We start from the raw sequence: 21,680 nt of genomic DNA, 5'->3' as shown, positions 1-21,680 counted from the left end.
GCCTCGAAACCACCACCGCCGGACCGAGCAGACAGCCCTCATCAGCAGCGTTCAGATCACGGCCCGGATCTCCCCCACCTGCCGCCCGCCACCCAGCAGCGGCGCCAGGCCCGTACGCCGCACGGCCTCACCGTCCACGCCGGCCTCACGGTCCACACCAGTTCGCACGAGCGCCGCCGCCATCACCACCGGACGCACCCGAGCCGCCCCGTCGTCGGTCTTCAGCGCGAACGCCCGCCCGTCGGGCAGCGCCACGACGTAGCACGACTCCGCACCCGCTTTCCCGATCGCGCCCGGGATCGCCGTGAGCAGCGCACGCTCGTCGCGGCGCGTGCCCGACACCATCTCCGGGTGTTGTCGGATCGCGGTGGCGATGCGAGCGCTGGCGCCGTCGGGCCGGTCGGAGCCGTCGAGCCCGAGGGCGATCCTCCGGAACGCGGTGGCGAGACCGACGAGCGACGTGGACAGCAGTGGGGCGCCGCAGCCGTCCACCGCGACCTGGGCGGGCTCGCCGGTGAGCTCCTCGAACGTCGCGCGGATCGCGACCTGCAGGGGATGGTCGACGGCGAGGTAGGTCGCGGTGTCCCAGCCCCGCAGCACGCACGTCGCGAGCATCGCCGCGTGCTTGCCGGAGCAGTTCATGTGCAGCGACGTACGACCACCTCCGGCCCGCAGCACCGCGTCGCGCTCCACGTCGTCGAGCGGATAGTCCGCCTGCGTCTGCAGCGCCGACTCCTCGAGCCCGGCCGAGGCGAGGATGCGTCGTACGCCGTCGAGATGGAACGGCTCCCCCGAGTGCGACGCGCACGCGAGCGCGAGCAGGTCGGGCGGCAGGTCGAGCCCGAGTCGCACCATGCCCAAGGCCTGGACCGGCTTGTTGGACGAGCGCGGCAGCACCGGCGCATGGACGTCGCCCACGGACCAGTCGACCGCGCCGTCGGCCGCGAGCGCGACCACGGAGCCGTAGTGGTGGCCCTCGACGAACCCGGACCGGACGATCTCCGCGACGACAGGCAAGGTCATGGTGCGCAGGCTAACGAGGCCGCGCGGTGGCCGCTCGCAGGGCAGCCGCGGCGTCGACCACACCCCAGCCGTAGGAGTCGTCCCGGCCGGCCGGTCCCAGATCGCGCGCCGTACGGCGCAGGAGCCTCTCGACGCCCGCCGGTCCGAGCCGCGGCCGGACGGACTTCACGAGCGCGACGACGCCCGTCACCACCGGCGTCGCCAGCGAGGTGCCCTCGTAGTAGCTGAGGGTGTCGAAGGGGTCGCAGGAGAGGATGTGCGACCCCGGTGCGGCGACGTCGACGTAGGCGCCCTCGTTGGAGAAGTCGGCACGCTTCAGATCCGGAGTCACGGCGGCCACGGCGATGACCCCCGGGTAGGCCGCGGGGTACTGAGGAGGGCTGCCCACGTCGCCCTCGTTCCCGGCGCCGGCCACGACGACGACCCCCCGGCGCAGGGCGTATCGGACCGCCGAGCGGAGCACCGGCTTGTCCCGGTCCTCGAAGCTGGCGTTCACGATGTCGGCGCCGTGGTTGACCGCCCAGCGGATGCCCTGCGCCACGCGCGAGGTCGAAGCGACGCCAGAGGCACCGAAGACCCGCACGGACATGAGCTTGGCTGCCGGCGCGATCCCCGTGATGCCCTTCAGCCCCGGTCGATCCGCGCCGGCGGAGATCACGCAGGACACCGCGGTGCCGTGGTCTTGCAGATCGGTCCGTCTGGTGGTCGGCCCAGCCAGGTTGACCGTCCGCGAGACGCGGCCCTCGAGCTCCCGGGTCGGGCCGATGCCCGAGTCCACCACCGCGACCGTCACCCCCCGTCCGCGGCTGACCTGCCAAGCCTGCCGAGCACGCACGGCGCCGAGGGCCCACTGCTCGTGGTGCTTGCGCGCGGCGGCCCTGCCGACGTCGTGGTAGTAGATGTACGGGACATCCGGGCCCGAGGCGGCAGCCGGCGGCAGGCACGTCACGGCCAACACAGCACCGAGTGCTGCTCCCCACCTGCTCGCCGACATGCTGTCTTGTTCGGCATATCGCACTGCTCCTTGAGCCGTCCGGCCACGACGCCGGACCTGTTCGACCGGTGGGCTCCGGAACGCGCCAGGCTCCATCCCTAGGATGCCTGTGTGGTCCAGCCCCCGCAGTACTGCCCGACGCCCCGCGAGCTCGACGACCTCGAGCTGCTGGTCAACGGCGCACTCGCCCCCACGGTCGTCTTCAACGAGCCGGGAAGTCCCATCACCCTCCACCTGCCCGACGAGGTCGCCGCAGCCGCGGCGGCAGCCGGGGCCGTGGAACTGGTCGACCCCGAGGGACTGCCGCTCGCGCACGTGGAGGTGCCCGGCGGCACCATCGAGCCGCTCACGCACACCCAGTACGGCCCCTTTCGACGTCACTACCTGACGCCGGCTCAGACCCGAGAGCAGTACGCCGGACGCACGTTCGTGGCCGTCGTCGACGCGCTGACCCAACCTCAGATCACGGCCCTGTCGGCCGCAGGCCCGGTCGTGCTGTTGCCGTTGGTCGGCCACGGCACCGCAGCCCTCTCCCCCGTCGCGCTGCTGCGCGCCTCGATCGCCGCCGCGGCTCGACTCCCGCAGGCCGACGTGGTCGCGGTCCCGCTCGCCTCCCACGGCGAGGCAGACGTCGATCACGACCTCGGACTCCAGGTGGCCGGCAACTATGCGGGCGACGACCCGCTCGTCGGCGTCACCGACGACCCCTCGGGGGACTATCCACCCGAGATCGCCGAGATCGTCGCGTTCGACCGGCCCGCCCCCGATGAGCAGGGCCTGGTCCTCTTCTTCACCGGCCTGTCGGGCAGCGGGAAGTCCACGCTGGCGCGTGCGCTCATGGACCGGCTCCTCGAGCACGGCAGTCGCACGGTGACGAGCCTGGACGGTGACGTCGTACGTCGGAACCTGTCGGCGGGCCTGACGTTCTCCAAGGAGGATCGGGAGACCAACATCCGCCGCATCGGTTGGGTCGCCGCCGAGATCTCCCGCCACGGCGGCGTCGCGGTCTGCAGCCCGATCGCGCCGTTCGACGCGACCCGCCAGCAGGTGCGGGCCATGGTCGACGAGGCCGGCGGCGCCTTCTTCCTGATCCACGTGGCGACCCCGCTGGAGGAGTGCGAACGACGCGACCGCAAGGGGCTCTACGCGAAGGCCCGGCGCGGCGAGATCCCCGAGTTCACCGGCATCTCCTCGCCGTACGAGGAACCACAGGACGCGGACGTGCGGGTCGACACCACCGGACGCACGATCGAGGACGCCCTCGACGACGTGCTCGTGGCGCTGCGCGACACCGGCTATCTCGACCTCACCGGCGACACGGTGGTCGGGGCCCCGGAGTCCGCCCGATGAACGACCTGATCACCACGACGTTCTTCTCGATCCTCGCCGCCGGATTCCTCGTCGGCATCGTCGTCGGCCTCACGGGGATGGGCGGCGGTGCGCTGATGACGCCCGCCCTGATCTTCCTCGGCGTCGGCCACACCTCGGCGATCGTCACCGCCGACCTGGTCGCCTCAGCGGTGTCGAAGACCGGGGGGGCGATCGTGTACGCGCGGACCGGCTCGGCGCACATGGAGATCACCAAGTGGCTGGTGATCGGCTCGGTGCCGTCCGCGTTCGTGGGGCCGTACGCGATCTCGTGGATCGTCGACCCCGACGACCTCGACACCGCGTTGAAGGTCGCGATCGGGTGTGCCCTGCTGTTGGCCGCCGCCACCTACGCCATCCGGCTCTACCTGAACCTCCGCCGCGTGCGCGCCGGAGGCGCCGCCCACCACCCCGACCCGACGGTCCGACCGCTGGCGACGGTCGTGGTGGGCGTGCTCGGCGGCCTCCTGGTCGGCATCACGAGCGTCGGGGCGGGCTCGGTCATCATGATCGCCCTCCTCACGCTCTATCCCGGGCTCCACGCGACGCGGCTGGTGGGCACCGACATGGTGCAGGGCATCCCACTGGTCATGGCCGCAGCGATCTCCAACATCGCCCTCCACGGCCTCGAGTGGGACCTGGTGATCCCGCTGACCCTCGGCTCGGTGCCCGCGACGATCCTCGGCAGCCGCCTCGCCCCACGGGTTCCGCAGTCGATCATCCGCCGCGCGATCGTCGTCGTACTCACCATGTCGGCCCTCGCCCTGCTGCAGAAGGCCCACCAGGGTCCGTTCGCCACCTACGACAGCCCGATGCTCGTGGTGGCGGCCGGCTTGGCGATGGTCGTGCTGCTGCCGATCGTCTGGGGGCTGCTGCGAAAGCAGCAGGGCCTCCCGATGTTCGGCGCGCCGTACGTCTACGAGCTCGAGTACGGCAGGCGGTCGCGCATGCAGTCGCCGTCGGGGGAAGCCCGCAGGAAGACCTGACGCAGGCCGAGCAAGCCGTCCCCCGGTCGGATTGAAGGTGCGATCGCCCCCACGGCTACGATGTGGGCTGCTGTCCCGACGAGAGGCCCCCTGTCAGTCATGACCGAAACCCACGCCGACTACCAGCTGAGTCAGCTCGACCAGCTGGAGGCGGAGTCGATCCACATCTTCCGTGAGGTCGCCGCCGAGTTCGAGAAGCCCGTCCTGATGTTCTCGGGCGGCAAGGACTCGATCGTGATGCTGCGGCTCGCCGAGAAGGCGTTCTACCCCGCGAAGATCCCGTTCCCGGTGCTGCAGGTCGACACCGGCTACGACTTCCCCGAGGTGCTCGCCTGCCGCGACTCGTGGGTCAACCGGCTCGGCGCTCGCCTGATCGTGGCCAGCGTGGAAGACGCGATCCGCGACGGCATCGTCGTCGACGACGGCAAGACCAGCCGCAACCGGCTCCAGATCGGCACGCTGCTCAACGCCCTCGAGGAGGGCGCGTTCACCGCCGCCTTCGGTGGCGGCCGCCGCGACGAGGAGAAGGCCCGCGCCAAGGAGCGCGTCTACTCCCACCGCGACGAGTTCGGCCAGTGGGACCCGAAGATGCAGCGCCCCGAGCTGTGGAGCCTCTACAACGGGCGCATCCACCAGGGCGAGCACATGCGGATCTTCCCGATCTCCAACTGGACCGAGCTGGACATCTGGCACTACATCGGCCGCGAGGGCATCGAGATCCCCTCGATCTACTTCTCCCACCAGCGCCGGGTCTTCGAGCGCGACGGGATGCTGCTGACCGAGTCCGACTTCAACCCGCTGCGCGCCGGCGAGACCGTCCAGGAGCGCACCGTCCGGTTCCGCACCGTCGGCGACCTCACGCTGACCGGCTGTGTCGAGTCCGACGCCGACACCATCGACAAGATCATCGACGAGGTCGCCATCGCCCGCGTCACCGAGCGCGGCGCCACCCGTGGCGACGACCGGTTCTCCGAGGCCGCCATGGAGGACCGGAAGAAGGAAGGCTACTTCTGATGAGCGACCACACCGCTGGTCTCACCCAGGCGCAGAAGGCCGAGCAGATCCGCACCATGGACCTGCTGCGCTTCGCGACCGCCGGCTCGGTCGACGACGGCAAGTCGACGCTGATCGGGCGCCTGCTGCTGGACTCCAAGTCGATCTTCGAGGACCAGCTGGAGGCCGTCGAGGCGACCAGCCAGTCCAAGGGCTACGACTACACCGACCTCGCGCTGCTGACCGATGGTCTGCGCTCCGAGCGCGAGCAGGGCATCACCATCGACGTGGCCTACCGCTACTTCGCGACCCCGACGCGCAAGTTCATCATCGCCGACACCCCCGGCCACGTGCAGTACACCCGCAACATGGTCACCGGCGCCTCGACGGCCGACCTGGGCCTGGTCCTCGTCGACGCCCGCCAGGGCCTCACCGAGCAGTCCCGCCGGCACGCGGTGATCCTCTCGCTGCTGCGGGTCCCGCACCTGGTGCTCGCGGTGAACAAGATGGACCTCGTCGACTTCTCCAGGGACGTCTACGAGAAGATCCACCACGAGTTCACCCAGTTCGCGACCAAGCTCAACATCCCCGACCTCGAGGTCATCCCGATCTCGGCACTCCAGGGCGACAACGTCGTCAACCGGTCGGAGAAGATGAGCTGGTACTCCGGCCCCACGCTCATGCACCACCTCGAGCACGTGCACGTCGCCTCCGACCGCGACCTGGTCGACGTCCGCTTCCCGGTGCAGTACGTCGTGCGCCCCAAGTCGGACGAGTACCACGACTACCGCGGCTACGGCGGCATGGTCGCCGGCGGTGTGCTCAAGCCGGGCGACGAGGTCGTCGTGCTGCCCAGCGGCATGACCTCCAAGATCGCCGGCATCGACCTGTTCGACCAGGAGGTCACCGAGGCGTTCCCGCCGATGTCGGTGACCGTCCGCCTCGAGGACGACGTCGACGTCTCCCGCGGCGACATGATCGCCCGGCCCGCGAACGCGCCCAAGCCCTCTCAGGACATCGACGCGATGATCTGCTGGATGACCAACGAGCCGCTGCGCCCGCGCCAGAAGCTCGCGATCAAGCACACCACCCGTTCGGCGCGCGCCTTGGTGAAGGACATCCAGTACCGCCTGGACGTCAACACCCTGCACCGCGACCAGGACACCAAGGAGCTCGGCCTCAACGAGATCGGCCGCGTCCAGCTCCGCACCACCGTGCCGCTGCTGTGCGACCCGTACTCGAAGAACCGGACCACCGGATCGTTCATCCTCATCGACGAGGCCACGGGCGTGACCGTGGGCGCCGGGATGATCAACTCGGCCAGCTGATTCCTACGATCTCCTGACCACGCGCCAAGGGGCCCCGCCGATGCCGGCGGGGCCCCTTCGCGTAGGTTCTGTGAGTCAGCCCACGCGGATCGCGGTCACGTAGGCCGCACCCATGAACTTCCCGCTGTCGGCAGCTCCCTGGTCGTCGGCGTAGCCGAATCCGTAGGCGCGCACGGTCGTCGCGCCCGTGACCGTCACGGTCCGCGTGGTGCTGCAGGTGGCCTCGCGGTTGACGAGAGGGCTGGTGGCGCCGGTGAAGCAGGTGCCGAAGTCCTTGCCCCAGTCCGACCCGTCAGTGACTCGCAGCGCCAGCTGCAGGCGGGTCTTGCCGGTGACGGCGGACGTCGAGGTGAAGAACCCGTCGCCGGTGACGACATAGGTGCCTGCCGTCGGCAGCTCGATGGTGCCGAGGGGCGTCGCGCGCACGGTCCCGGTGAACTTCCCGAACGTCCCGCCGATGTCGGTGATCACCGTCGGGGCGCCGTCGAGACTGTCCGCGAGCCCGCCCTTCACGTCACTCGCGGCCGGGCCCTGGGGGCCCTGGGGGCCCGGGACACCCTGGGGACCTTGGGCACCGGTCGCCCCGGTGTCACCCTTCGGGCCCTGGGCACCGTTCGCGCCGTTGGCACCGGGCAGACCAGCCGGGCCCTGCTCGCCTCGCGCTCCGGTGGAACCCTGCTCGCCTCGTGGTCCGGCCGGTCCCTGCTCGCCCTGCGCTCCGGCGGGACCCTGCGCTCCGGCAGGCCCCTGCTCACCGGGGTCGCCCTTCTCCCCCGTGAGGCCATCGAGGACCCCGTCCTTCAACTGGTTCTTGCCGACGCTGTTCGGGGACAGCTCACGACTGCCGACCGCGTTCTGCTCGAGCTTGGCGCCGGAGACGGTCCCGTCCTTGATGCGGTCCCCGTCGATCAGCTTCGCGGCTACAGCGCCCGTGGTCCCGCCGACGGTGAGCAGCCCCGCAGCCGCAACGACAGCGATCCCTGACTTGAAACTCAACTTCATCATTCCCCCAAGCTCGTATGTCCAGAACGTTGGGGAATCTAGGCCTGCCTCCGCACGCCCGGGCGGCTATCGACAAACAGCCGAAAGCCCCTTGACAGGGGCATCGGGCACCGGCCGTCGCACCCGGCCTGACAAGTCGATCGAGAAATGGCTCAAGTCAGCAGGCAGATCTGCCGATGAGCACAAGGAGGTGTGGGCTCGAGCGCGCTCGTAGCGATCCGGGGGACCCGGCGTCAGCGCTGGTGACGTCGCTGCGGCCTAGACCGGCACCACTCGTGGTCTAGGCCGCAGCGACGTCGGGAGCGGCCCCGACGCCGCCGTCGTCAGATCGCGACGACGACCTCGGCGACGGTGCCGACGGCGGCATGGACGGCCTGGTCGACCGGGTCGGCCTTGGGCGCGAGGGTGCGCAGCGTCCACTCGCCGTCGCCGGCGAAGAACCGGAAGTGGCCGGTCGCCGAGGTCGGGACCTCGGCGGTGAACTCACCGGTGCGGTCGAGCAGCCGGACGTAGGCGTTCGGCACCGGCTCACCGTCGCGGAGCACCTGGCCCTGGACGATGGCCTCCTTCTTGACGTCGATGCCGTCGAGGGAGAGTCCGCCCTCAGTTGCTCCGCACATGGTTCATCCTTCTCTTTCTCGGGGTTGTCGATCGGATGGTGGTTTCGAGGCTCGCTTCGCTCGCACCTCAACCACCGTGTGGCTCGCTTCGCTCGCACCTCAACCACCGGGGCGGCTCGCTGCGCTCGCACCTCAACCAGCGCGGTCGGGTCAGGGCTGGCCGGGCTCGTCGCCCAGGGCGACCGGGACGCCGACGAGCGAGCCGTACTCGGTCCACGAGCCGTCGTAGTTCTTGACGTTCTGCTGGCCGAGCAGCTCCTTGAGCACGAACCAGGTGTGCGAGGAGCGCTCGCCGATGCGGCAGTAGGCGATCGTGTCCTTGTCCCAGTCGACGCCGGCGTCGCTGTAGATCTGCCTGAGCTCGTCGTCGGACTTGAACGTGCCGTCGTCGTTCGCGGCCTTGCTCCACGGGACGCTCGCGGCGGTCGGGATGTGGCCGGCGCGCTGGGCCTGCTCCTGGGGGAGGTGGGCCGGGGCGAGCAGCCGGCCGGCGTACTCGTCGGGGCTGCGCACGTCGACGAGGTTCTGCGTGCCGATCGCGGCCACGACCTCGTCGCGGAACGCGCGGATCGAGGCGTCCTGCTCGGTGGCGGTGTACGACGTCTTGTCGCGGGTGGGCAGCTCGTTGGTGAGCTCGCGCGAGTCGAGCTCCCACTTCTTGCGGCCGCCGTCGAGCAGCTTGAGGTCCTCGTGGCCGTAGAGCTTGAAGTACCAGTAGGCATAGGCGGCGAACCAGTTGTTGTTGCCGCCGTAGAGCACGACCGTGTCGTCGTTGGCGACGCCGCGCTCCGACAGCAGCGCCTCGAACTGCTCCTTGTTGACGAAGTCACGGCGGACCTGGTCCTGCAGGTCGGTCGTCCAGTCGAGCTTGATGGCGCCCTTGATGTGGCCCTTGTCGTAGGCACTGGTGTCCTCGTCGACCTCGATGAGCACCACCTTCGGGTCGTCCAGGTGCTCCTCCACCCATTGGGCGGTGACGAGGGAGTTCTCGCGGCTCATGGTGTCTACCTTTCTCGTGCAGCTCGGGCTGCGGGGTCTGTGTGGGTTGCTGGGTTGAGGTCGGCGTTCGGGTGCGGTGGTTTCGAGAGGGTTGCTAGCGCAACCTCCTCAACCACCGATCGGGCCAGGTGGTGGTTTCGAGGCTCGCTTCGCTCGCACCTCAACCACCGCGGTCAGCTCGCTTCGCTCGCACCTCAACCACCGCGGTCAGCTCGCTTCGCTCGCACCTCAACCACCGCGGTCGGCTCGCTTCGCTCGCACCTCAACCACCGCGGTCGGCTCGGTTCGCTTCGCACCTCAACCACCGAGGCCGTTCGCTTCGCACCTCAACCACCGAGGCGGCGGATCAGGAGGTACAGCTCGCAGCCGAGGCAGAAGCGGAAGATCGCGTTCAGCAGCGCGGCGACCAGCGCGAAGCCGGTCGCCACCAGGCCGACAACGTCGAGGCCGGCGAGGAAGCCGACGAGCCCGATCAGGGCGAAGCCGAGGCCGACGGTCTGGGCGAACCGCGGCGGCGCGGGGTCCTCGAGGTCGGCGGGGGCCGCGAGCCGCGGGCGGACCAGCGTGCGGAACAGCCAGGCGTACGGCGTGTGCTGCACGCCGCGGGCGGCGCCGACGGCGAACACGGCGGCCTGGAGCGCGAGCACGGTGACCGCGGCCGGGTCCGGGGCGAGGAGCAGCACCACGATCAGGGCGACCGAGGTGAGCGTGGCGGCGAACTGCGGGCCGCGCGGGTCGATCCCTGCGGCGACGGTCGAACCGGGGTGTGACTGAGCGATCGTGGACATGTCTCTCCTGCTGTCGAGTGCGGCGGCGTGGGAACGGGCCGGCACTCCGAGCGGAGAGGCGCGGCCTACGTCAGCGCATTCGACACAGCGACGAGCGCGTGCGGCAGTGGTCCACTGCGCGGCGCTTGGTCAGCATGGTCGAGAACATAGGGACGAGAGTAGGGACCGAACATCCCCGCTTCCCAGCCGCCGTCTTGCTATGCGAGACGCGAGTCCACATGATGGACGATCAGGCCTGGCCGAGTGCGGCGATGACCTGCTCCTTGCGCGGGGCACCGGTCGCCCGGGTCACCTCGCGGCCCGACGCGTCGAGCACCAGCGTGGTCGGCGTGCGCAGGACGCCGAGCGCCCGCACCAGGTCGAGGTGGTGCTCGGCGTCGACCTCGAGGTGCTCCACGCCGGGGACGACCTCGACGACCTCGGTCAGCGTGCGGCGGGTCGCGCGGCACGGGGCGCAGAACGCCGAGGAGAACTGCACCAGGGTCGCCTTCTCCCCCAAGATCGCGTCGGGCAGGGCCGCGGTGACGTGGGTCCAGGTGGTTTCGAGGCTCGTCGCTGGCGCTCCTCGCACCTCAACCACCGGGGAGCCATCCGGCGCTGGCGCTCCTCGCACCTCAACCACCGGGGAGCCATCCGGCGCTGGCGCTCCTCGCACCTCCACCACCGGGGAGCCATCCGGCGCTGGCGCTCCTCGCACCTCCACCACCGGGGCTCCCTCCCCGACCGCCGGGTCGTCGACATGGCGGACCCGGTGGGTGCCGCGGAAGCGGCCGTCCGTGAGGGCGCGGTAGGACCCGAAGGCCACCGCCACCACGACTGCCGCGATCGCGATCCATGCTCCGGCGCTCATACCGATCCCAACCCGCACCAGCGGCCGGCCATTCCGCCACCACCTGCGAGGGTTGACCCCGTGAACACGTCAGGGCGGCACCGTTGGGTGTTCGTGATCGCGCTCGCGGCGTACTCCGCTGCCCTGGCCGTCGTGCTGCTCGCCCCGACCTCGGGCCGCCAGTCCGAGGCGGCGTCGTGGTTGGGCGAGGTCGGCACCTGGGTCGGGGTGCCCGAGCGCTTCCTCACCCAGTCGCGGGTCGAGTTCGTGTGCAATGCGCTGATCCTGATGCCGGTCTCCGCCCTCGGGTCGCTGGTGTGGCCGCGGGCCGGGTGGCGGGGGTGGACGGCGTACACGTTCCTCATCTCCTGCACGGTCGAGCTGACCCAGGGTCTCCTGCTGCCGGATCGGACGGTGGCCACGGCGGACGTGGTGGCGAACACGCTCGGCGGTCTCGGTGGAGCGCTGGTCGTCGGGATCGGCTCACGGCTGGTTCGACCGGCCTCGTAGCCGCCCGACCTCGACCTCCAGCCGGCGCACCCGGTCCTCGAGGTGGAGCACGTGCGCGATGCCGGCCAGGTTGAGGCCGTCGGCCAGGAGCTCGCGGATGCGGTGCAGCCGGTCGATGTCGTCGGGGCTGTAGAGACGGGTGCCGCCGGGGGTGCGGTCGGGGTCGACCAGGCCGCGGCGCTCGTAGACGCGCAGGTTCTGGATCTGCATCGAGACCATGTCGGCGGCGACCGAGATCGCGAACACGCCGCGGGACTTGTCGGTCATTCTGTCGCCTTCCTCTGGGGGTGGTTTCGAGGCTCGCTTCGCTCACACCTCAACCACCGTGTTGTGTCGCTTCGCTCGCACCTCAACCACCGTGTTGTGTCGCTTCGCTCGCACCTCAACCACCGGGTCGTGGCTTCGAGGCTCGCTTCGCTCGCACCTCAACCACCGTGTCGTGGTTTCGAGACGGTTGCTGCGCAACCTCCTCAACCACCGTGTCAGGACTTGATTTTGCCTCGCATGTGGAATATATGAAACCTATAACGACTGATACAGATGAGGGGTCTCGACAAGCTCGACCACCGAGGCCGAGACCCTCGACCGGATCCATCCAGAACCAGGAGGACATGTGATGTTGCTGCGCACCACGGACCCGTTCCGTGACTTCGACCGCCTCACCCAGCAGATCTTCGGCACCACCAACCGTCCCGCGGTGATGCCGATGGATGCCTGGCGCGAGGGTGACCGCTTCGTGATCGAGTTCGACCTGCCGGGCGTCAGCAAGGAGAGCATCGACCTCGACGTCGAGCGCAACGTGCTGACCGTGCGCGCCGAGCGGGTGCCGGGCAACGGGGACTGGGAGGCGCTGGCCTCCGAACGGCCGCGCGGCATGTTCAGCCGCCAGCTCGTCCTCGGCGACAACCTCGACCTCGAGCACATCGAGGCGGCGTACAGCGACGGCGTGCTGCGCCTCGTCGTCCCCGTCGCCGAGAAGGCCAAGCCGCGCAAGATCGAGGTGCAGGTCGGCTCGTCCGACACCGAGCGGACCGCGATCGAGGCGTGACCCTGAGGCCACGGGGTTTCGAGGCTCGCTCCGCTCGCACCTCAACCGCCGTGGCGGTCAGCCGCCGGCGAACGGCGGCAGGAACTCCACCGAGGACCCGGGTGACACGAGGACGTCACCCGGGTCCTCGGCGTTCACGGGCCGGTCGCCGACCAGCGTGGAGCAGATCGCGAGCACCTCGGGGAGCCGGGTGCCGGGGTGCAGGGCGATCGCCCGGGCGAGCACCTCCGCGAGCGTGATCGGGCCGTCGACGGGCAGGTCGTCGCCCGAGGTGCCGGCCGCCGACCGGGCCGCGGCCCAGTAGTGGACCCGGATGGTGTCGATCTCATTTCGCTTGGAAGGATCCAATACGACGCCCATGTGACGGTATTGTTCCCCACCAAGGATTCCGGCCGAAGCCCAGCGTTGCGTTTCGGTCCCCGCCCCGTCATCGGGAGGAGACCAGTCATGAGCACGCTCCTGCTTCTCACCAGCGCCCTCCAGCCGTCCGCGGAGGTCCTGCCCGCGCTGTCGCTGCTCGGCCACCAGGTCCGGATCCTGCCGTCCGAGGGCAGCGCCCTCCTCGAGGCCCCCGACTCCGACCTCCTGCTCGTCGACGGCCGCCAGGACCTCGCCCACGCCCGCGATCTGTGCCGGCTGATCCGCACCACCGGCACCGACGTACCCGTGCTGCTGGTCTGCACCGAGGGCGGGCTCGCGGTGGTGCTCCACGACTGGGGCATGGACGACGTCGTGCTGCACACCTGCGGTCCCGCCGAGCTCGAGGCGCGGATCAAGCTCGCGATCGGCCGGCTCGCCGCCCGCCGCGACGCCGACGACCCCGACTCGCACGTGATCCGCTCCGGCGAGGTGCTCGTCGACGACGCGACGTACACCGCCAAGATCGGCGGCCGGCCGCTCGACCTCACGTTCAAGGAGTTCGAGCTCCTCAAGTTCCTCGCCCAGCACCCCGGCCGGGTCTTCAGCCGTCAGCAGCTGCTGCAGGAGGTGTGGGGCTACGACTACTTCGGCGGCACCCGCACCGTCGACGTGCACGTACGCCGGCTCCGCGCCAAGCTCGGCCCCGAGAACGAGACGTTGATCGGCACGGTCCGCAACGTCGGCTACCGCTTCGTGCTGCCGGCCAAGGAGCAGAAGGCCGTCGCCGCCGACGCGCGCGAGGCCGCGCCGGTCGCCCAGGACGCCTGAGCCGGAGCCAAGCCTCAGGCGAGCCCGATCAGGGCCCGTGCGTCGGCCGGGGACATCGGGGTCCGCTGTGCCAGCGCCGCCGCACCCACCGCGCGCTCGACCAGCTGGGCGTTGCGCGCCACCGGCACCCGCCGGGCCAGGGTGAGCACGTCCTCCATGCCGACGCGCAGGTGGCCGCCCATCGACAGCGCCGCGAACATCACCGGCAGCGTGCTGCGCCCGATGCCGGTGGCCGACCAGCTGGTGACCTCCTCGGGCAGCAGCGCCACCCCGGCGACCAGCGCCGGCGCCGTGCCCGGCATCCCGCCCGGCACGCCCATCACGAAGTCGCAGTGCACCTTGCCGCCGTACGGCAGACCGTAGGTGTCGAGCAGCCGGCGCAGCGCGTGCACGTGGCCCAGGTCGAACAGCTCGAACTCCGGCACCACCTGGCGCTCCTGGCTGAGCTGGTAGAGCTCGCAGATGAACGGCCACGGGTTGGAGAAGACGTCGTCGCCGAAGTTGGTGGTGCCCATCGTCAGGCTGCACGAGTCGGGCTGGGCGTCGAGCACCTTGAGCCGGGCGTCCAGGGGGTCGTGGACGGAGCCGCCGGTCGAGAGCTGGACCACCAGGCCGGTCTGCTCGCGCAGCGCCTGGACGGTGTCCACGAGCCGGGTCGGGTCGAGCGTCGGGCGGTGGTCGGCGTCGCGGATGTGGACGTGGACCATCGCCGCTCCCGCGGCCTCGCACTCCTGGGCGGCCTGCACGAGCTCCTCGAGGGTGGTCGGCAGCTGCGGGCAGTCCTCCTTGGTGGTCTCGGCGCCGGTGGGCGCGACGGTGATGAGGATCTGGTCGGGTGACGTCGTCGGCACGATCCGCATCGTGCCAGAGGCAGACTGTGCGCGTGCGAGCGGTGATCCAACGTGTCCTGCGGGCGAGCATCAGCGTCGAGGGCGAGGTGGTCGGCGCGATCGACGAGCCGGGGCTGCTGGTCTACCTCGGAATCACCCACACCGACGGGCCGGCCGAGATCGCCTGGATGGCCCGCAAGGTCTGGGACCTGCGGCTGCTGCGCGAGGAGAGGTCCGCCTCCGACGTCGGCGCACCGGTGCTCGTGGTCAGCCAGTTCACGCTGTACGGCGACGCCCGCAAGGGCCGGCGCCCCACGTGGCAGGCCGCGGCGCCCGGGCCGGTCGGCGAGCCGGCGTACGACGCGGTCTGCGCGGAGCTCGCCCGGCTCGGCGCACACGTCGAGCGGGGCGTGTTCGGCGCCGACATGCAGGTGGAGTCGGTCAACGACGGCCCGGTCACGCTGATCCTCGAGCGGTAGGCCGCCGAGCTTTCCTCAAGAAGTCTCGTCGAGGGGTTGACTGGTCTAGACCCGTTCGCTAGGCTCGGCGCAAGCGATTCGTCACCACGCCGACCTCTCCGAGGCCTTGCGCGCCAGGTGGGATCGCCAGCCGCGAGGGTGACGTAATAGCTCGAGATCGGGCCTCCAGGAGCGGCGACCATCAGTTCAGGTCGCCAGCTGCCGTGCGGGAGGAGGTCCGATGACACACCCGGTGCTCGACGCCACGAGCGCGATCGACGTGGCGCTCAAGTCGGTCGCGGACGTCAACCCGACCTTCATGTCCCCCGACGACAAAGCCACCGCACTGCGCGAGCTGGCCAGGGCCGACGCCCGGCTCCGCGAGCTGCAGATGCGGATCCTCGCCGACGCCGGCGACGTGGCCGAGCGCACTGCCGCCCACGACGCCGCGGAGTGGCTGGCCGCGGAGGCCCACGTCCGCCTCGAGGACGCCCGCGCCGACCTGGCCCTCGGCACCGCCCTCGACCGGCGCTGGACGATCCTGGCCCGGGCGCTGCGCGACGGCGAGTGCTCCGTGGCCCAGGCCCGGGTGATCGCCGGGACCCTGGGGCGGCTGCCCCGCGACGTCCCGGCCGACGTGATGACCCGCGCCGAGGAGGTGCTGGTCGGGCACGCCCACGACTTCAGCCCCCGACAGCTCGCCCGCCTGGCCCAGCGCATCCTCGACGTCGTCGCGCCCGAGATCGCCGAGGAGGTCGAGGCCCGGCGGCTGGCCGCCCTCGAGGCCGAGGCACACCGCCAGACCCGGCTGGGGCTGCGCCGGTGCGGCGACGGCACCACCCGCATCACCGGTCTGGTGCCCGACGCGGTCGCGACCCGGCTGGCGACGTACCTCGAGGCGTTCACCAACCCGCGCAAGAACAACGACAGCGCCCCCGACGGCGGCGACCCGCTCGACCGGCTGCCCTACCCGCGCCGGCTCGGCCAGGCGTTCTGCCAGCTCCTCGAGGCGGTGGACCCCACCCGCCTGCCGCTGCACGGCGGAGACGCGACCACGGTGATGATCACCATCGACCTCGACAGCCTGCGCCGCGACCTCGGCACCGCCGAGGTGCTCGGCGGCGCCGGAGTGCCGGGTGGCGACACCCCCGAGACACGGATCACCGCCGGCGAGGCCCGCCGCCTCGCGTGCACCGCCAAGCTGATCCCGGCCGTGCTCGGCGGGCGCTCGGAGGTCCTCGACCTCGGCCGCTCCCAGCGGCTGTTCTCCGCCGCCCAGCGCAAGGCGATGCTGCTGCGCGACCGGCACTGCCGCGCCGAGGGCTGCGAGATCCCCGGCACCTGGTGCGAGGCACACCACTGGCTCGCCTGGTCCGCCGGCGGCCGCACCGACCTCGACGACGGCGTGCTGCTCTGCCACCACCACCATCACCGCGTGCACGACGATCGGTACGCCGTCGAGCGGCTGCCCAACGGCGACGTCAGGTTCTCGCTGCGGCCCTAGGCCGAACCCCTAGGGTCGAGTCGTGCTCGACCACATCGACGACATCGCCGCGGCCGCGGAGGCCGCGGACGGGGCGGCCCCCCTGGACGAGGCGACCTGGCTGGCGCTGCGCCACCACCCCGAGCGGGTGCGGTCGTGGCAGCGCGAGGGCGGGTTCGCGCTGGTGATCGGCGACGAGCTGAGCCTGATCGTGCACCCCGAGCGCCGCGGCAGCGGGATCGGCGCGGCGCTGCTCGACGCCGTCCTCGCCGCGCGCCCCGGAGGCATCGAGGCGTGGTCGCACGGCGACCACCCGGCCGCGGCCGCGCTGGCGCGCTCGCACCACTTCGAGCGGGTGCGGGAGCTGTGGGTGATGCGGCGGCCGATGGCCGAGCCGCTTCCCGGGCTCGTCGTACCGCCCGGGCTGGAGGTGCGCGGCTACGAGCCCGCCGACGCCGGCGACGTGCTGCGCATCAACGCCGCGGCGTTCGCCCACCACCCCGAGCAGGGGTCGATGGACGCGGCCAACCTCGCCGAGCGGATGGCCGAGCCGTGGTTCGACCCCGCCGGGCTGCTGCTCGCGGTCGACGGCCACCGGGTGCTGGGGTTCCACTGGACCAAGCAGCACTCCCCCGACCTCGGGGAGGTGTACGTCGTCGGCATCGACCCGGCCGCACAGGGCCGCGGCCTCGGCAAGGTGCTCACGCTGGCCGGGCTGCACCACCTCGCCGCGCGGGGGGTGCGCGAGGTGCTGCTGTACGTCGAGTCCGACAACGCCCCCGCGATCGCGGTCTACTCCCGGCTCGGGTTCGCGCACGCGGCGGACGACACGCACGTGAGGTACCGGCGCTGACAGCGCGTCGCACCGACAGTCCTCAGACGGTGAGAGCGACCTAGACTCCCGCGGCATGAGCCAGAGCGCTTTCGTCTACGAGGCCGCGGGCCACTGCCCCATCTGCGAGGCAGACGCCAGGTTCACCTCGGTCAGCTCCTGGTACCGCGAGGACCTGGTCTGCTCTGGCTGCGGGTCCGTTCCCCGAGAGCGCGCTCTGGCACTGGTGCTGTCGCGCTCGTTCCGCGGCTGGCGCCGCGCCCGCATCCACGAGTCCTCCCCCGCGCAGCGGGGGATCTCGCCAAAGCTGGCCCGGGAGTGCCGGCGCTACCTGCCCACCCAGTTCTTCCCCACCGAGCCGCTGGGCGCGACCGTGCAGGGCTTCCGCAACGAGAACCTCGAGCGACAGACCTTCGCCGACGACTCCTTCGACCTCGTCATCACCCTCGACGTCATGGAGCACGTCAACGAGCCCGACCAGGTGCTACGGGAGGTCGCCCGGACACTCGCACCGGGTGGCTCCTATGTGTTCACGGTCCCGACGTACAAGGCCGAGGTCGAGAGCGAGCGCCGCGCCCGGTACCTCCCTGACGGCTCCCTCGAACACCTCGCCGCGCCGGAATACCACGGGAACCCGGTGGACGACCATGGGTCACTGGTGACCTTCCGCTACGGCTACGACCTGCCGGAGCTGATCCACCAGTGGTCGGGGCTCGACGTCCACGTCGTGCGATTCCACGATCACCACCACGGCATCCTCGGCGAGATGACCGAGGTCTACGTCTGCACCAGCACTCGACCCCGACGCTTCCCACGGGTGCCCGCGCTCCGCAGGACAGGCAGGGCGAACGACTAGCGCAGCGGTCGCACGTGCAGGCCCACCTCGGGGTCGACGAGGACCTCCTGGGCGGCGGGCATGCCGTCGACCGTGAGGGTCGCGTCGAGCGGGACGTTGCGCTTGACCATCCCCAGCGCGATCGGGCCGAGCTCGTGGTGGCGGGCCGAGGTGCCGACGAAGCCGACCACCTTGCCGTCGGAGGGGTCGCCCATCAGCAGGTCCGCGCCGACCGGCGGCAGCCGGTTCTCCGAGCCGTCCAGGTGCAGCAGCGTCAGCCGCCGCGGCGGCCGGCCCAGGGTGTGCACCCGGGCCACGGTCTCCTGGCCGCGGTAGCAGCCCTTGTCCAGGTGGACGGCGGGGCCGATCCAGCCGGCCTCGTTGGGGATCGTGCGGTGGTCGGTGTCGAGGCCCAGGCGCGGCTCGCCGCGGGCGATGCGCAGCGCCTCGAACGCCCACAGGCCGCACGCCGGGCCGGCGGCCTCGGCGTACGTCGTGAGCCGGTCGCGGGGGACGATCTCGTAGTTGTCGTAGGGCGACTCCGGTCTCGAGGCTCCCTCCGCTCGCACCTCAACCTGCGTCGGGCGCGGGCGCCAGGTGACGGCCAGCTCGGCGGTCACGTCGGCGACCTCGACGCGCATCATGAAGCGCATCCGGTCCAGGAACTCCACGAGCGCGGCGGCCGCCCCGGGCTCGGTGTGCGCGGTGAACGCTCCCTCGTCACCGAGGCCGTCGTCGTAGCCGAAGAACGCGTGCTCGACGTGCCCCTGCGGGCTGAGGATCAGCACGCCGGTCCACACCTTGGGGGCCAGCGACTCGAGGTGCTGGGTGGTCAGCGAGTGCAGCCAGGTCAGCCGGTCGGGGCCGGAGACGCGGATGACGTCGCGGTGGGAGAGGTCGACGAAGCCCTGACCTGACTCCAGCGTGCGCTGCTCGCCGTTGAACGAGCCGTAGTGGGCGGCCACGTCACGGTCGATCCCGTCGCCGGCGACGGCGCCGGGCAGGTCGAGCAGCGGGCTTCTCATGGGCGTCTCTCCTTGATAGTGGTGTGGAGGCTCGTCGCTGGCGCTCCTGGCACCTCAACCACCGTGCTCATCGCAGTCGGTGCAGCGGCCGAAGACCGCCAGGTGGCCGACGTCGATCACGAACCGCTGCTCGCGCATCAGCCGGTCGGCCAGCGGCGCGACCACCTCTGGGTCAACCGAGACGACCTTGTGGCAATTCCGGCAGACCAGGTGGAAGTGCTCGTGGTCGGTCACGGAGTGGTACGTCGGCGCGCGGTCCGACAGGTGCGCGTGCCGCACCAGGCCGAGCTCCTCGAGCACCTCGAGCGTGCGGTAGATCGTGGAGACGTTGACCGCGCTCGACTGGGCGTGCACCTCGGCGAGCACCTCGTCGGGGGTGGCGTGGCCGAGCTTCTCGACCGCGCGCAGCACGAGCTGGCGCTGCGGGGTGAGCCGGTAGCCCTGCTCCCGCAGCTTGGCCGCCAGCTCCTCGCTCACTGGCGGACCAGCCTCGCCCACAGGTGTGGCTGCAGGGCCTGGCCCATCGCGGCCATGTCGTAGGCGTAGAGCAGGTCGCCCTCGACGTTGCCGTAGAGCCGCTTGCCGGCGGTGTACTCCTTCGCGGACTCGGTGCGCACCACCGCGTCGGTCGCCAGCTCCAGCTTGCCGTCGCCCGCCTCGCCGTGCCACACCTCGACGAAGCCGGTGTTGTGGCTCAGCAGGAGCTCCATCTTGCCCTCGGGGCGGCAGCGCAGGAACCCGGACTCCTGCGCGGCCTCGCGGACCTTCTCGCCGGACTCGTCGACGATCCAGGCACGTGCGAAGTAGTGGAAGAACGGGCGGCCGTCGTGGGTGAAGACCAGCTCCTGGCCGTACTCGAACTTGTCGATCGTCGGGTAGTCGCCGTGCCCGCGGCCGCCCCATCGGCCCAGCATCCAGGCCACGGGAGCGCAGTCGGGGTGGAGGTTGTCGGGGAGCTCGAACGGCATGGGGCCACTCTAGGGTGGGACACATGCCTCGCCCACTCGTCGTCAAGGTCACCTGCGGAGCCGACGACCCGGAGCGCGCCAACCAAGGGCTCACGGTCGCGGCGACCGCGCTCAGCGCGGGTGCCGACGTCAGCCTGTGGCTGACCGGGGAGGCGGCCTGGCTGGGGGCCGGGCGCGGCGGGTTCGCGCTGCCGCAGGCGAGCCCCGCGGCCGACCTGGTCGCGGCGGTCGCCGCGGGCGGTCAGGTGACCGTCTGCACCCAGTGCGCGGCCCGCCGCGAGCTCACGCCGGCCGACCTGCTCGACGGGGTCCGGATCGCCGGGGCGGCGGCGTACGTCGAGGAAGTGCTCGCGCCCGAGGTGCAGGCGCTGGTCTACTGAGGATTCGACACCACATCGGTCCCAGCAACCCCTAGGCTCACGGGTGATGGACGCGAACGATTCCAACCCCACCCGGTGGTGGCAACGCAAGCAGGACCAGTCCTACGAGGCAGCGTCGACCGAGCAGCGGCCGAGCGCAGCCGAGCCGTCGGCGCACCGGTCCCCGGCCGACCTGGAGGCCGCGATCGAGCGCACCGCCGAGCTGCGCCGCCGCGCCGAGCAGGCCGCGGCCGAGCAGGCCGCCGAGCGCCTGGTCGCCGAGGAGTCCGCCCGCGACGCCGCGCTCGCCCGCATCGAGGCCGACCAGCGGGCCGCCGAGCACGCGGCCGCCGCCCAGGAGGCGTACGACGCGCGCCGGGCCGCCGAGGAGGAGGGCGCCGCCCACGCGGCCGAGCGCACCCGCCTCGAGGAGCTCGCCACCGAGGCGGTCCGCGGCCGCCAGGAGGCCGAGGAGGGCGCCCGCAAGCTCGTCGAGACCGCCAAGGTCGCCACCGCGCTGCGCCTCGCCGCCGAGCAGGCCGCCGCCCAGCAGTCCGTCGACCGCACCGCCGCCGAGGAGGCCGCCCGCGAGGCCGAGGCTCGCGCCGAGGCCGCCGCCACCGCCCGCGCCGAGGCCGAGGAGGCCGCCCGCGCCCAGGTCGAGCTGGCCGCCGCCGCGACGTCGGCCCGCGAGGCCGCCGACCAGGCCGCCCGCGAGGCCGCCGAGGCCGCCCGCACCGCCCACGAGGAGCGCGGCGCCGCCGAGGCCCGGGCCCAGGAGGTCGCCGCCCAGCTGACCGCCGCCATCGAGGAGCGCCGGACCGCCGAGCAGGCCGCCGTGGAGCGCGCCGAGGCCCAGGCCGCGGCGTCCGAGGAACGCGTCGCCGCCGCCACCGTCGCCCGCGAGGCCGCCGAGCAGGCCGCCATCGAGCGCGCCGAGGCCCAGGCCGCGGCGTACGACGAGCGCCTCGCCGAGGCCGCCCGCCAGCACGAGGAGCAGCTCGCCGCCGGCGCCCAGGCGCGACAGGCCGCCGAGGAGCGCGCCGCCGCGCAGGCCGAGGCCCGCGCCGCCGCCGAGGCCGCCGCCGAGGAGCACGCGGCCGCCCGGGCCGCCGCCGAGGAGGCCGCCGCCGAGCAGACCCGGCTCGCCGAGGCCGCCCACGCCGCCCGCGCCGAGGCCGAGGAGGCCGCCCGCGCCCGCACCGAGGCCGCGC

At 71.7% G+C, this 21,680-nt stretch carries 25 protein-coding genes and 1 pseudogene; 13 read left to right on the top strand and 13 right to left on the bottom strand.

The genetic code is table 11. From position 1 onward, the window contains the following. Positions 1 to 51: 51 nt before the first annotated feature. On the bottom strand, positions 52 to 1,023 hold the full coding sequence (locus tag QQZ14_RS12505; protein ID WP_284534652.1) for an asparaginase: 972 nt from the start codon (positions 1,021 to 1,023) through the stop codon (positions 52 to 54). A gap of 10 nt (positions 1,024 to 1,033) precedes the next feature. Next, positions 1,034 to 1,972, bottom strand: a complete 939-nt coding sequence (locus QQZ14_RS12500) for a S8 family serine peptidase (RefSeq protein ID WP_284534651.1) — start codon at positions 1,970 to 1,972, stop codon at positions 1,034 to 1,036. 156 nt (positions 1,973 to 2,128) lie between these two features. Between QQZ14_RS12500 and cysC the strand changes: the two genes are divergently transcribed. The 4 genes from cysC to cysN all read left to right on the top strand — a co-directional run bounded on the left by cysC (position 2,129) and on the right by cysN (position 6,692). After that, a complete protein-coding gene (gene cysC, locus QQZ14_RS12495; RefSeq protein ID WP_284534650.1) occupies positions 2,129 to 3,367 on the top strand; it encodes an adenylyl-sulfate kinase in 1,239 nt (412 codons plus the stop codon). After that, positions 3,364 to 4,371 carry a sulfite exporter TauE/SafE family protein gene (locus QQZ14_RS12490; RefSeq protein WP_284534649.1) on the top strand — a complete coding sequence of 336 codons (1,008 nt, stop codon included), beginning with the start codon at positions 3,364 to 3,366 and terminating at the stop codon, positions 4,369 to 4,371. Before cysC ends, QQZ14_RS12490 begins: the two co-directional genes overlap by 4 nt. A gap of 99 nt (positions 4,372 to 4,470) precedes the next feature. Further along, positions 4,471 to 5,385, top strand: a complete 915-nt coding sequence (cysD, locus tag QQZ14_RS12485; RefSeq protein ID WP_284534648.1) for a sulfate adenylyltransferase subunit CysD — start codon at positions 4,471 to 4,473, stop codon at positions 5,383 to 5,385. Then, positions 5,385 to 6,692, top strand: a complete 1,308-nt coding sequence (gene cysN, locus QQZ14_RS12480; protein WP_284534647.1) for a sulfate adenylyltransferase subunit CysN — start codon at positions 5,385 to 5,387, stop codon at positions 6,690 to 6,692. Before cysD ends, cysN begins: the two co-directional genes overlap by 1 nt. A gap of 75 nt (positions 6,693 to 6,767) precedes the next feature. Here the strand turns inward: cysN and QQZ14_RS12475 are convergent, their stop codons facing one another. From QQZ14_RS12475 to QQZ14_RS12455, 5 genes are all read right to left on the bottom strand, one after another. Then, positions 6,768 to 7,697 carry a hypothetical protein gene (locus QQZ14_RS12475; RefSeq protein WP_284534646.1) on the bottom strand — a complete coding sequence of 310 codons (930 nt, stop codon included), beginning with the start codon at positions 7,695 to 7,697 and terminating at the stop codon, positions 6,768 to 6,770. A gap of 320 nt (positions 7,698 to 8,017) precedes the next feature. Next, positions 8,018 to 8,314 (bottom strand): DUF1416 domain-containing protein, encoded by a 297-nt coding sequence (locus tag QQZ14_RS12470; protein ID WP_284534645.1) that lies wholly within the window; start codon positions 8,312 to 8,314, stop codon positions 8,018 to 8,020. A gap of 150 nt (positions 8,315 to 8,464) precedes the next feature. Next, complete coding sequence (locus tag QQZ14_RS12465; RefSeq protein ID WP_284534644.1) at positions 8,465 to 9,313, bottom strand: sulfurtransferase; 849 nt, start codon at positions 9,311 to 9,313, stop codon at positions 8,465 to 8,467. 326 nt (positions 9,314 to 9,639) lie between these two features. Continuing rightward, the gene (locus tag QQZ14_RS12460) at positions 9,640 to 10,101 is read right to left on the bottom strand and encodes a DUF4395 domain-containing protein (RefSeq protein WP_284534643.1); all 462 of its coding nucleotides are present in this window, start codon (positions 10,099 to 10,101) and stop codon (positions 9,640 to 9,642) included. Positions 10,102 to 10,330: 229 nt separating this feature from the next. Further along, on the bottom strand, positions 10,331 to 10,672 hold the full coding sequence (locus tag QQZ14_RS12455; RefSeq protein WP_284534642.1) for a thioredoxin family protein: 342 nt from the start codon (positions 10,670 to 10,672) through the stop codon (positions 10,331 to 10,333). A 339-nt stretch (positions 10,673 to 11,011) separates the two neighbouring features. Between QQZ14_RS12455 and QQZ14_RS12450 the strand changes: the two genes are divergently transcribed. Then, positions 11,012 to 11,440, top strand: a complete 429-nt coding sequence (locus QQZ14_RS12450) for a VanZ family protein (RefSeq protein ID WP_284534641.1) — start codon at positions 11,012 to 11,014, stop codon at positions 11,438 to 11,440. Here QQZ14_RS12450 and QQZ14_RS12445 read toward each other — a convergent pair. Beyond that, on the bottom strand, positions 11,414 to 11,707 hold the full coding sequence (locus QQZ14_RS12445) for a MerR family transcriptional regulator (protein WP_284534640.1): 294 nt from the start codon (positions 11,705 to 11,707) through the stop codon (positions 11,414 to 11,416). The genes QQZ14_RS12450 and QQZ14_RS12445 overlap by 27 nt on opposite strands. A 349-nt stretch (positions 11,708 to 12,056) precedes the next feature. Here QQZ14_RS12445 and QQZ14_RS12440 point away from each other — a divergent pair, with 349 nt between their 5' ends. Then, positions 12,057 to 12,488, top strand: coding sequence for an Hsp20/alpha crystallin family protein (locus QQZ14_RS12440; RefSeq protein WP_284534638.1), 432 nt, complete (start codon positions 12,057 to 12,059; stop codon positions 12,486 to 12,488). A gap of 57 nt (positions 12,489 to 12,545) precedes the next feature. Here the strand turns inward: QQZ14_RS12440 and QQZ14_RS12435 are convergent, their stop codons facing one another. Beyond that, complete coding sequence (locus QQZ14_RS12435) at positions 12,546 to 12,848, bottom strand: MoaD/ThiS family protein (RefSeq protein ID WP_284534637.1); 303 nt, start codon at positions 12,846 to 12,848, stop codon at positions 12,546 to 12,548. Between the two features lie 87 nt (positions 12,849 to 12,935). Here QQZ14_RS12435 and QQZ14_RS12430 point away from each other — a divergent pair, with 87 nt between their 5' ends. After that, entirely contained in the window at positions 12,936 to 13,676 is a 741-nt protein-coding gene (locus QQZ14_RS12430; protein ID WP_284534636.1) for a response regulator transcription factor, read from the top strand. A gap of 14 nt (positions 13,677 to 13,690) precedes the next feature. Here QQZ14_RS12430 and QQZ14_RS12425 read toward each other — a convergent pair whose 3' ends face one another. Beyond that, the gene (locus QQZ14_RS12425) at positions 13,691 to 14,527 is read right to left on the bottom strand and encodes a 3-keto-5-aminohexanoate cleavage protein (protein ID WP_284534635.1); all 837 of its coding nucleotides are present in this window, start codon (positions 14,525 to 14,527) and stop codon (positions 13,691 to 13,693) included. Positions 14,528 to 14,559: 32 nt separating this feature from the next. On the opposite strand from QQZ14_RS12425, the gene dtd reads away from it, so the two are divergent. From dtd to QQZ14_RS12405, 4 genes are all read left to right on the top strand, one after another. Then, complete coding sequence (dtd, locus tag QQZ14_RS12420; protein ID WP_284534634.1) at positions 14,560 to 14,985, top strand: D-aminoacyl-tRNA deacylase; 426 nt, start codon at positions 14,560 to 14,562, stop codon at positions 14,983 to 14,985. Between the two features lie 220 nt (positions 14,986 to 15,205). Then, positions 15,206 to 16,468, top strand: coding sequence for an HNH endonuclease signature motif containing protein (locus tag QQZ14_RS12415; protein ID WP_284534633.1), 1,263 nt, complete (start codon positions 15,206 to 15,208; stop codon positions 16,466 to 16,468). A gap of 22 nt (positions 16,469 to 16,490) precedes the next feature. After that, the gene (mshD, locus tag QQZ14_RS12410) at positions 16,491 to 17,300 is read left to right on the top strand and encodes a mycothiol synthase (RefSeq protein ID WP_284534632.1); all 810 of its coding nucleotides are present in this window, start codon (positions 16,491 to 16,493) and stop codon (positions 17,298 to 17,300) included. A gap of 55 nt (positions 17,301 to 17,355) precedes the next feature. Beyond that, a complete protein-coding gene (locus QQZ14_RS12405; RefSeq protein WP_284534631.1) occupies positions 17,356 to 18,135 on the top strand; it encodes a class I SAM-dependent methyltransferase in 780 nt (259 codons plus the stop codon). Here the strand turns inward: QQZ14_RS12405 and ygfZ are convergent. Genes ygfZ through QQZ14_RS12390 form a run of 3 tightly spaced genes read right to left on the bottom strand, consistent with a single transcriptional unit; the run spans position 18,132 to position 20,107 of the window. Continuing rightward, the gene (ygfZ, locus tag QQZ14_RS12400; protein WP_284534630.1) at positions 18,132 to 19,139 is read right to left on the bottom strand and encodes a CAF17-like 4Fe-4S cluster assembly/insertion protein YgfZ; all 1,008 of its coding nucleotides are present in this window, start codon (positions 19,137 to 19,139) and stop codon (positions 18,132 to 18,134) included. The genes QQZ14_RS12405 and ygfZ overlap by 4 nt on opposite strands. Positions 19,140 to 19,193: 54 nt before the next feature. Next, entirely contained in the window at positions 19,194 to 19,616 is a 423-nt protein-coding gene (locus QQZ14_RS12395; protein ID WP_284534629.1) for a Fur family transcriptional regulator, read from the bottom strand. Beyond that, complete coding sequence (locus QQZ14_RS12390) at positions 19,613 to 20,107, bottom strand: FABP family protein (protein ID WP_284534628.1); 495 nt, start codon at positions 20,105 to 20,107, stop codon at positions 19,613 to 19,615. The genes QQZ14_RS12395 and QQZ14_RS12390 overlap by 4 nt, the downstream gene beginning before the upstream one ends. A 23-nt stretch (positions 20,108 to 20,130) precedes the next feature. Here QQZ14_RS12390 and QQZ14_RS12385 point away from each other — a divergent pair, with 23 nt between their 5' ends. Then, entirely contained in the window at positions 20,131 to 20,487 is a 357-nt protein-coding gene (locus tag QQZ14_RS12385) for a DsrE family protein (RefSeq protein WP_284534627.1), read from the top strand. Between the two features lie 46 nt (positions 20,488 to 20,533). Beyond that, a pseudogene (locus tag QQZ14_RS12380) lies at positions 20,534 to 21,680 on the top strand (hypothetical protein); the annotation flags it as partial.

Source organism: Nocardioides sp. T2.26MG-1 (assembly GCF_950101795.1).
GTDB lineage: Bacteria > Actinomycetota > Actinomycetes > Propionibacteriales > Nocardioidaceae > Nocardioides.
This window is presented reverse-complemented; position numbering and strand designations above follow the sequence as displayed.